The organism is Ferruginibacter sp., assembly GCF_031430955.1.
In the GTDB taxonomy this organism is placed as follows: domain Bacteria; phylum Bacteroidota; class Bacteroidia; order Chitinophagales; family Chitinophagaceae; genus Ferruginibacter.
Genome location: NZ_JANPCM010000201.1, coordinates 1 through 7,972 on the forward strand (window position 1 = coordinate 1; position 7,972 = coordinate 7,972).

General features: G+C 34.8%; 11 protein-coding genes. 5 read left to right on the forward strand and 6 right to left on the reverse strand.

The annotated features are described in order from the left end of the window. Positions 1-333 (reverse strand): non-canonical purine NTP pyrophosphatase (locus tag ACY65O_RS05715; RefSeq protein WP_462219888.1); only part of this gene is annotated, 333 nt, incomplete at its 3' end. A gap of 12 nt (positions 334-345) precedes the next feature. After that, the gene (locus ACY65O_RS05720) at positions 346-846 is read right to left on the reverse strand and encodes a hypothetical protein (protein ID WP_462219889.1); all 501 of its coding nucleotides are present in this window, start codon (positions 844-846) and stop codon (positions 346-348) included. A 55-nt stretch (positions 847-901) separates the two neighbouring features. Here ACY65O_RS05720 and ACY65O_RS05725 point away from each other — a divergent pair, with 55 nt between their 5' ends. From ACY65O_RS05725 to ACY65O_RS05740, 4 genes are all read left to right on the forward strand, one after another. Then, positions 902-1,966: a branched-chain amino acid aminotransferase gene (locus ACY65O_RS05725; RefSeq protein ID WP_462219890.1), complete on the forward strand. Its 1,065-nt coding sequence runs from the start codon at positions 902-904 to the stop codon at positions 1,964-1,966. Positions 1,967-2,164: 198 nt separating this feature from the next. Next, positions 2,165-2,545 carry a 30S ribosomal protein S12 gene (gene rpsL / locus ACY65O_RS05730; RefSeq protein WP_430986821.1) on the forward strand — a complete coding sequence of 127 codons (381 nt, stop codon included), beginning with the start codon at positions 2,165-2,167 and terminating at the stop codon, positions 2,543-2,545. A gap of 57 nt (positions 2,546-2,602) precedes the next feature. Next, entirely contained in the window at positions 2,603-3,070 is a 468-nt protein-coding gene (rpsG, locus tag ACY65O_RS05735) for a 30S ribosomal protein S7 (protein ID WP_462219891.1), read from the forward strand. A 93-nt stretch (positions 3,071-3,163) separates the two neighbouring features. After that, positions 3,164-4,039 (forward strand): sugar phosphate isomerase/epimerase family protein, encoded by an 876-nt coding sequence (locus ACY65O_RS05740; protein ID WP_462219892.1) that lies wholly within the window; start codon positions 3,164-3,166, stop codon positions 4,037-4,039. Positions 4,040-4,214: 175 nt separating this feature from the next. On the opposite strand, the gene ACY65O_RS05745 is transcribed toward ACY65O_RS05740, so the two are convergent. The 4 genes from ACY65O_RS05745 to ACY65O_RS05760 all read right to left on the reverse strand — a co-directional run bounded on the left by ACY65O_RS05745 (position 4,215) and on the right by ACY65O_RS05760 (position 7,216). Next, entirely contained in the window at positions 4,215-4,868 is a 654-nt protein-coding gene (locus ACY65O_RS05745; protein WP_462219893.1) for a response regulator, read from the reverse strand. A 101-nt stretch (positions 4,869-4,969) separates the two neighbouring features. Then, on the reverse strand, positions 4,970-5,767 hold the full coding sequence (locus tag ACY65O_RS05750; RefSeq protein ID WP_462219894.1) for a sensor histidine kinase: 798 nt from the start codon (positions 5,765-5,767) through the stop codon (positions 4,970-4,972). 23 nt (positions 5,768-5,790) lie between these two features. Then, on the reverse strand, positions 5,791-6,531 hold the full coding sequence (locus ACY65O_RS05755; RefSeq protein WP_462219895.1) for a hypothetical protein: 741 nt from the start codon (positions 6,529-6,531) through the stop codon (positions 5,791-5,793). Between the two features lie 469 nt (positions 6,532-7,000). Next, positions 7,001-7,216, reverse strand: coding sequence for a hypothetical protein (locus tag ACY65O_RS05760; RefSeq protein ID WP_462219896.1), 216 nt, complete (start codon positions 7,214-7,216; stop codon positions 7,001-7,003). 360 nt (positions 7,217-7,576) lie between these two features. On the opposite strand from ACY65O_RS05760, the gene ACY65O_RS05765 reads away from it, so the two are divergent. Next, the coding region (locus ACY65O_RS05765) for a response regulator (RefSeq protein WP_462219897.1) at positions 7,577-7,972 on the forward strand (396 nt) is incomplete at its 3' end.

The window sequence follows — 7,972 nt, forward strand, 5'->3', positions numbered from 1 at the left end:
GTTTTGATGCGGCTTTAAGTTAACCAATAATTTTTCGATATTATTTTCAAACGATCTTCCTTCACCAGCATACCTTGCACTTTTTACTCCCGGTTCGCCATTTAATGCTTCCACTTCCAGGCCGGTATCTTCACTAAAGCAATTTTTTTTTGTAAGATCATAAATTACTTTCGATTTTTCCGACGCATTTTCTTCTAAAGTATTATGCGGCTCAGCAATATCAATATCTATTCCGGCTTCTTTTAAAGTTATAATATTAAAACGGCTGCCAAGTGCCAATCTAATTTCATCAACCTTATGCTGGTTATTGGTAGCAAATATCAGTGTATCCATTTTTTATTTTTATCAAATAGAAAAAACCTGTTTCAGGCAGTTCCATAATTTTGTTTTTTCTGCCCTGTCTGCTGCAAGCATTTGCAATGGTGGCGCAGAAAGATACACCTGGTTATTAAATTTTTGAATTTGATAATGCGGAAACTCTAACGGTAATTGCAGTTGCGATGGCTCCACACCAAAAAGCAATATTGTTTCTGCTTTCAATTCTTCTTCAACCTGGGTATAAGTAAGTGCATTTGTTTTGGCAAAATTTATCAATGCTACATCAGCCATCGATAATTTACAGGCACCTAAAATGCCCATTAAAAAATTTAATTCATCATCAGGCAAATACAAAGTTTTTTCATCGGCAACAATAATGGCAATTTGCTTTTGATTATTTCCTAAAACTGCAATACCGTTTGCTTTTGCAATAGTTGCCGCAGTTTCGTTTGTATTTAAATCAACCAACGAATTCTTAAACAAATCATGCAGAACAATTGGCTGCAGTTGAATATTATCTAAACTCATAAAAGCCCGTTTTATACGCTGTTTTTTTTGTTTCTTTGCAGTAAAATTAATGAATATGACCGCAGCAGCAGATATAATTGTTACAAAAGCAGAGCATAGTAAATTAAAAGATATTAATCTGGAGAATATTCCCTTTGGAAAATATTTTACCGACCACATGCTTGAAGCCGATTATGAAGATGGCGAATGGAAAAATGTAGAAATAAAACCTTATCAGCCTTTGTTGCTTGCCCCCAGTTTAGCGGCATTGCATTATGGCCAGGCCATCTTTGAGGGTATAAAAGCCTATAAAAATGCCGATGGCGAAGCTTTTATTTTCAGGCCTTACGATAATTTTAAGCGCTTTAATATTTCTGCCGAAAGAATGGAAATGCCCCAGGTGCCTGAAGAAATTTTTATTGAAGGTATGCGTATGCTTATTGATATTGATAAAAGCTGGATACCCGAGAAAAAAGAACATTCCTTATACATTCGCCCTTTTATGTTCAGCAGCGACGAAATGATTGGTGTTAGGCCGAGTGAAAAATATAAATTCATTGTTATACTAAGCCCAACCGGCCCGTATTATGCAGCGCCAATGAAAATTAATGTAGAAGAAAAATTTGTAAGGGCAGTACCCGGTGGTATTGGTTATGCAAAAGCTGCAGGCAATTACGGTGCCGCTATGTATCCTACTGCTCAGGCACGCAAGCAGGGCTACGACCAGGTTTTGTGGATAGATGCCCTGGAGCATAAATACGTACAGGAGTGCGGCACTATGAATGTGTTTTTTATAATTGGAAAAACAGCGGTAACCCCTAATCTTGATGCAGGTACAATTTTAGCGGGTGTTACCAGGGATAGTGTTATTATATTACTTAAAGAGATGGGCTATACTGTAGAAGAAAGGCCCATTAGTATAAACGAAATAATTGAGGCACACAAAAATGGCACTTTGCATGATGTGTTTGGTACAGGAACTGCCGCAACCATTTCTTTTATAAAAGAGTTGAAATATAAAGATTACATCATGAATTTTGATGTAGAAAAATGGATTGCTACACCAGAGGTTAAAAAGAGGATGGATGCTATAAAATATGGCATTGAGGCAGATACTCATGGCTGGATGTACCGGATTTAGGATTTTAGATTGCCGATTTTAGATTTACATTTAAACAGCTTGGTAAAAGTCCTGTTTGTAAATGCATTTTTGGGATTATTTTTCAATTTTAACCTTTAAAAAATATTTTTTTTAAGCAGGTTAAAAAAATCTGACATCTAAAATCTAAAATCTAAAACTTTCCCCTACCTTTGCCGTCCGAAAAATAAAAGGATAATAATGCCTACAATTCAACAGTTAGTAAGAAAAGGAAGACAAATTATTAAAGCAAAGAGCAAATCAAGGGCTTTGGATAGTTGTCCGCAACGCCGTGGTGTATGTACAAGAGTATATACTACAACTCCAAAAAAACCAAACTCTGCTTTGCGTAAAGTAGCCAAAGTACGTTTAACTAATAAAATTGAGGTTATTGCCTATATACCGGGTGAAGGACACAATTTACAGGAGCACAGTATTGTATTGATACGTGGCGGAAGGGTAAAAGATTTACCGGGTGTACGTTATCATATTGTACGTGGCAGCCTTGATACTGCTGGTGTAAAAGACCGTAAGCAAAGCCGCAGTAAATACGGAACTAAAAAAGAAAAAGCAAAGAAGTAGTTAATTAGTTGATTCGTTAATTAGTTTACTAGTAATTAAAAATTTATATTTAAAACAATGCGTAAATCACAACCGAAAAAAATTCCTTTAGCACCAGATCCAAAGTTTAACGATAAACTGGTAACCCGTTTTGTAAACAACCTGATGTGGGCTGGTAAAAAAAGCGGTGCTTATATAGTTTTTTATGATGCTTTAGATAAAGTAGCTAAACAAACAGGCGAAAACGGTTATGAAGTTTGGAAAAAAGCTTTAAGCAACATTACACCGGGTGTAGAAGTAAGAAGCCGCCGTATTGGTGGTGCTACTTTTCAAATTCCTGCTGAGGTACGTTCCGACAGAAAAGTATCTTTAAGCATTAAGTGGATGGTAAAGTACAGCCGTGACAGGAATGGCCGCAGCATGTCGGATAAATTAGCTAACGAAATTGTAGCAGCAAGTAAAGGTGAAGGTGCAGCTTTTAAAAAGAAAGAAGATACCCACCGTATGGCAGAAGCTAACAAAGCATTTGCTCACTTCAGAATCTAACATTTGTAAATATATTGATAAAGCCGTCTTTTTTAAGGACGGCTTTTTTATTTTATGTAACTTTAGTTTTTAACTCATAAATATTATTACTGTATGAACACCAGGAGAAACTTTATAAAACAATCGGGCTTAATAACTGCAGGCTTAATGATGAACCCATCAGATTTACTGAAGAAACAAAAAAATGTAGGTATTCAGTTATATTCTGTAAGAGATGAAATTTTTAAAGACCCGAGAGGAGTAATTAAAAAAATAGCTGTAGCAGGTTACAGCGAAGTAGAAATGTTTGGGCTTAGCGCCGAGAATAAATTTTATGGGTTAACAGTAAAAGAATTTGCACAACTTTTAAAAGATAATAAATTAAAAAGCCCCAGCGGGCATTATGCCCCCGAAAATTTTCTTTTTGAAAATGGCAATGGCGACGATGTAAAAAACTTTTGCGAAGTAGGTAATACTTTGGGTAATAAATATATCATCATTCCATGGATGAAAGAAGAAAGAAGAAAAACTATTGACCAGTATAAAGTGCTTGCTGAAAGAATAAATAAAGCAGGTGAAATATGCAAAAAAGCCAATTTACAATTAGCTTACCACAACCACGATTTTGAATTTGCAGATATGAACGGCCAGCATGGTTATGATGTTTTATTAAACAATACTGATAAAGACCTTGTAAAAATGGAAATGGATATTTATTGGGTGGTAAGAGCAGGATATGACCCGATTGAATTATTTAAAAAACATCCGGGGCGTTTTCATTTATGGCACGTAAAAGATATGGATAAAGCTGACAGAACAAAAAATACAGAAGTAGGTAACGGAACGGTAGATTTTAAAACCATATTTGCCAATGCAAAACTTTCTGGCGTAAAACATTATATGGTAGAGCAGGAAAATAATTATAAACCGGATATTTTCAGCAGTATAAAAACAAGCTGCAGTTATACTAAGACTTCGCTGCTTAAATAATTTAAAATATGGTAATGTCGAATATCGAATGTGGTTTCTGATCAAAGAACATTCGATATTCGACATCTATCAATTCATTATTAAATAATCGGTAATATAAAATTTGCAAATGTCGGATGTAGTTTCCAATCGGGAAACATTCGATATTCGCCATTTATCAATTCAACATTCTTCCTTAATCTATCAGGGAATTTTTCATGGCATAAAAAACTAAACCCACAGAGTTTTTTACACCAAAACGTTCCATCAGCCGGTCTTTAATGGCTTCAACCGTTCTGCTGCTGATGTCCATTTTTGCAGCAATTTCTGCAGCGGTAAATTCCATACAAACTAAAGTAAGCACTTCTTTTTCTCTTTCACTAAGTACCACTTCGGTAGTTAAATTGGGGCTGAACTTTTGTTTGGAATAATTTTTTTTGATGAGTACTTTATTTACAAAAGGATTTAAGTAAAAGCCGGTACGCATTACATCCATTATGGCTTTTCTTATTTCGGCAGGTTCGGTATTTTTTAAAAGATAGCCTGCAGCGCCACAATCCATCAGGTGGCCCACAAAGCGTTCATCTTCGTACATGGTGAGTATGATTACACGTATACCCGGAAAATTTTTAGTAATCGTTTTAGTGGCATCAATGCCATCTTTAATGGGCATCTTTAAGTCGCATAAAATTACATCGGGTTGTGCCTCGGGGATTTTAGCAATCAGGTCCTCGCCATTTTCGGCCTCCATTACAAATTTAAGGTTAACATAAGAACGCAAAGAAAGAATAACCCCTTTACGGAATATTTTATGATCATCGGCAATGGCAACTTTTATTGTATCTTCCATATTGGGGTAATAGAGTAAAATTACATAAAACAAACTTCAATTTAAAATTTGAAATTGAAGCATCCTGTTTCAGCAAAAAAAACGTGAACAATTTTAAATATTTAATTTCCAATTCCTCCTTCCATTGGTACTTCAACTGTTACTTTGTAATACGTATGACTGGGGTCAATTTCAAAAAATATTCTTCCTTTAAGTACTTTAATGCGGCTGGCAATATTTTTTAAACCAAGGCCCAAAGCACTGTGGTTTAATTTTTCAAAATCGGCCTGCACAATTCCGTTACCATCGTGGTGCAGGCGAAAGTACATGCTGTTGCCGCTATTGTTTTGTGTAAGGTGTATAAAGCCGGCATTGCTGTGTTTAAAAACATTGTTTACCAGTTCCTGCACAATACGGAACACCAAAAGCTCCTGCTCTACTTTTAAACGGATGCGGTAATCATGAAACCTGGCGCTGGCATTAATGCTGCCGCTGCCGCTTATTTTTTGAAACAGGTCGGTAATAGCACTCTCCAGCCCAAAGTTTTTAAGCGTTGGCGGCATAAGGCTGTGGCTGATGTTGCGTATCAGTAAAATAGCATCATCAATAATTTGTTTGGCGCTGTAAATGCTTTGCAGTTGCTGGGCTTTTTCCTGGTTAACCAGGTTTTCGTTAAGGTAAAGGCGGGCAGTGGCTAATAAAGGGCCGGCATCATCATGCAAATCGGCGGCAATGCGGTTACGCTCTTCTTCCTGAAAACGGATAGAGGCGTTCAATAATATCTGCTGCTTTTCTTCCTCTAATTGTTTTAATTGAGTATTAAAGCGGAATACTTTGCGCTGGTGGAATATTACAAACCCCACAATGGCAATAGCCAGTATAAGCATGCCGATAGTACCAATAATTAAAACAATATTCATGCTTAAAGAGAAATGGGTTTAGGTTATATACTGCTGGTTTTATCAGGGGTAAAAATTAAGGGGTTGGCGATTGTCAAAATTGAATTATTAGAACTATTGTTTTTATTTACACTTTCTTTCATAGTTACTGCAATGCATAATAAAATATTTTTTATAATGGTTACCGTGCTGTAAATGATAGTATAATTGGTTTTAAAATCAGGCTCTTTATTAGAGGTTTCGGAATAAACAAATAGTAAAAAATTACCTGAGAAGTTTATTAAAAAAGCAACGGCAATCCAAAAAATAAATGTGTTAAACAGAGGTTCATTAACATCCAGCTTCATTTTTTCAAAAAAGAAATAAATAAGCAGAGCAATAAAAAATAGACATTCTGTTAAAAGAGGTACATAAGCAATTGACAAAGTTTTTGCAGAAAGATAATCAATCAGGCAAATTATAAAAAAAGGAATTGGAGCAAAGGCAACGATTTTTTTTATAATTTTATTATGGAAGAAAAGAGAAAAAATCCAAGCTACTATTGAAAACTCGATTACGTTATGAATTCTAACAATTGAAAAATACGTATTTTTATTCGGATAAGTATATCTAAATAAAAATAGACATGTTACAGAAAGTGCAGTTAGGATCGCATATATAAAAAACTCCCGTTTACCCTTGTCTTTTATTCTATTACTGAATAATAACAAGAAGATAAAAGGGAGTGCTTCTGTAAATAAGGTTATATTGAATAAGTATTTTTGGATATTTAGTAATTTTTTCAAATTTAACTAAATATTCAATAAACGACGAAACTAAATAAATAGTATTCTTAGCTTAATCAATAATACTTAGATACTTAAAAGGGCTTCAACTAAATCCCAAGCTTGTCCGTTCATAATAAATTAATTTTCGTGGTTTGTTAAGTAAGAAATTTCTCGAAGCACAAACTTGCTATAAAACCACTCCACAGGCAACTGCCTGTAAATATGTTAATATGTGGATAACTTAAAAATTCCTTGATTATAAGGGGTTTCAGTATTTGCACCAAGTAAAGCAACGAGTTAAGATGGGGTAAATATACGAAAACAAAATAGTAATTTTACTATCTAAAAAATCGTAGCTTTACCTACGCATTTTTACTATAATTGAAAATAAAGGGTAAATTATGGGGTTTTGGTGCATTAAACCTCTCAGGTTTTAGAGGATAATAGGGATTTACAGGGTATTTCTTTCTTTAAAAGCAATTAAAATTTAACTAGTCTGCCTAAAGTCTATAGGTTTTTGAGCGGCATAAGGTTTTGGCAGGGTATTGGCTGCAAAAGCAGACAAACCAATGGCTGGTTTACTGTAACCAGCCATAAAAAATTTAACTAACAGGTTTTTCGGTTCAGAGGTATTGGAAATAAAACGGGATTTTAAAATGTAGTTGATTGATAAGATAACACAAGCACAAACAGGTTTTTCCAAGGATAAGCGGCACTTTTTGGATATTTATTGGATAATTGGATATAAATTTTTCCGTGCACCCTATCAATCAACTGAAACAAAAATAGCTGATGTTAAAAAGATGTGAAAGAGGGATACCGCTCTTTTTTTGAAGTTGTAAAATTTACTTTGCACACGCCAAAAACGCAATGCATAATAGTAGATAAACGTATTGACGTTATGGTAATTTTACGCAGTAGTATTGCTAAAAACGGTATGATAATCAACAGTATGTGGAAAAGTTTTTACTACCCTGTTTTATTAAACCACTGTGTATTTGTGAATTGAAAAGTGTAACTTGAAACGATTTTATACTAACCCTAATTATGCTGCACACTATTTATGAGTAACGAAACTTTTATTAAAATTGCTATTGCCGACGATCACAAGATTTTTAGAGATGGAATTAAGATGGCGCTTTCGGGAAAAGCTAACCTTAAAATGATTTGGGAGGCAGAAGATGGTAAGGATATGATGCATAAAATTGCCATTAAAAAACCCGAAGTCTTGCTGATGGATATACGCATGCCCGAAATAGATGGTATTAACGGTATTCAGCTTATACGTAAAGAGTATGAGGATATAAAAATAATTGTACTTACCATGTACGACGATCAGCAGATGATAAGTAAAATGATGGAAATGGGGGCCAATGCCTACCTTACTAAAACCACCGACCCCGAAGAAATTTACGAAGCCATACTCACCTGCATGAACGATGATTTTTATTTTAACGAG

What these genes read in the sequence shown, in the direction of transcription:
- ACY65O_RS05720 (WP_462219889.1), bottom strand. Translation starts at nt 846, where the DNA reads ATGAGTTTAGATAATATTCAACTGCAGCCAATTGTTCTGCATGATTTG.
- ACY65O_RS05725 (WP_462219890.1), top strand. Translation starts at nt 902, where the DNA reads ATGACCGCAGCAGCAGATATAATTGTTACAAAAGCAGAGCATAGTAAA.
- rpsL (WP_430986821.1), top strand. Translation starts at nt 2,165, where the DNA reads ATGCCTACAATTCAACAGTTAGTAAGAAAAGGAAGACAAATTATTAAA.
- rpsG (WP_462219891.1), top strand. Translation starts at nt 2,603, where the DNA reads ATGCGTAAATCACAACCGAAAAAAATTCCTTTAGCACCAGATCCAAAG.
- ACY65O_RS05740 (WP_462219892.1), top strand. Translation starts at nt 3,164, where the DNA reads ATGAACACCAGGAGAAACTTTATAAAACAATCGGGCTTAATAACTGCA.
- ACY65O_RS05745 (WP_462219893.1), bottom strand. Translation starts at nt 4,868, where the DNA reads ATGGAAGATACAATAAAAGTTGCCATTGCCGATGATCATAAAATATTC.
- ACY65O_RS05750 (WP_462219894.1), bottom strand. Translation starts at nt 5,767, where the DNA reads ATGAATATTGTTTTAATTATTGGTACTATCGGCATGCTTATACTGGCT.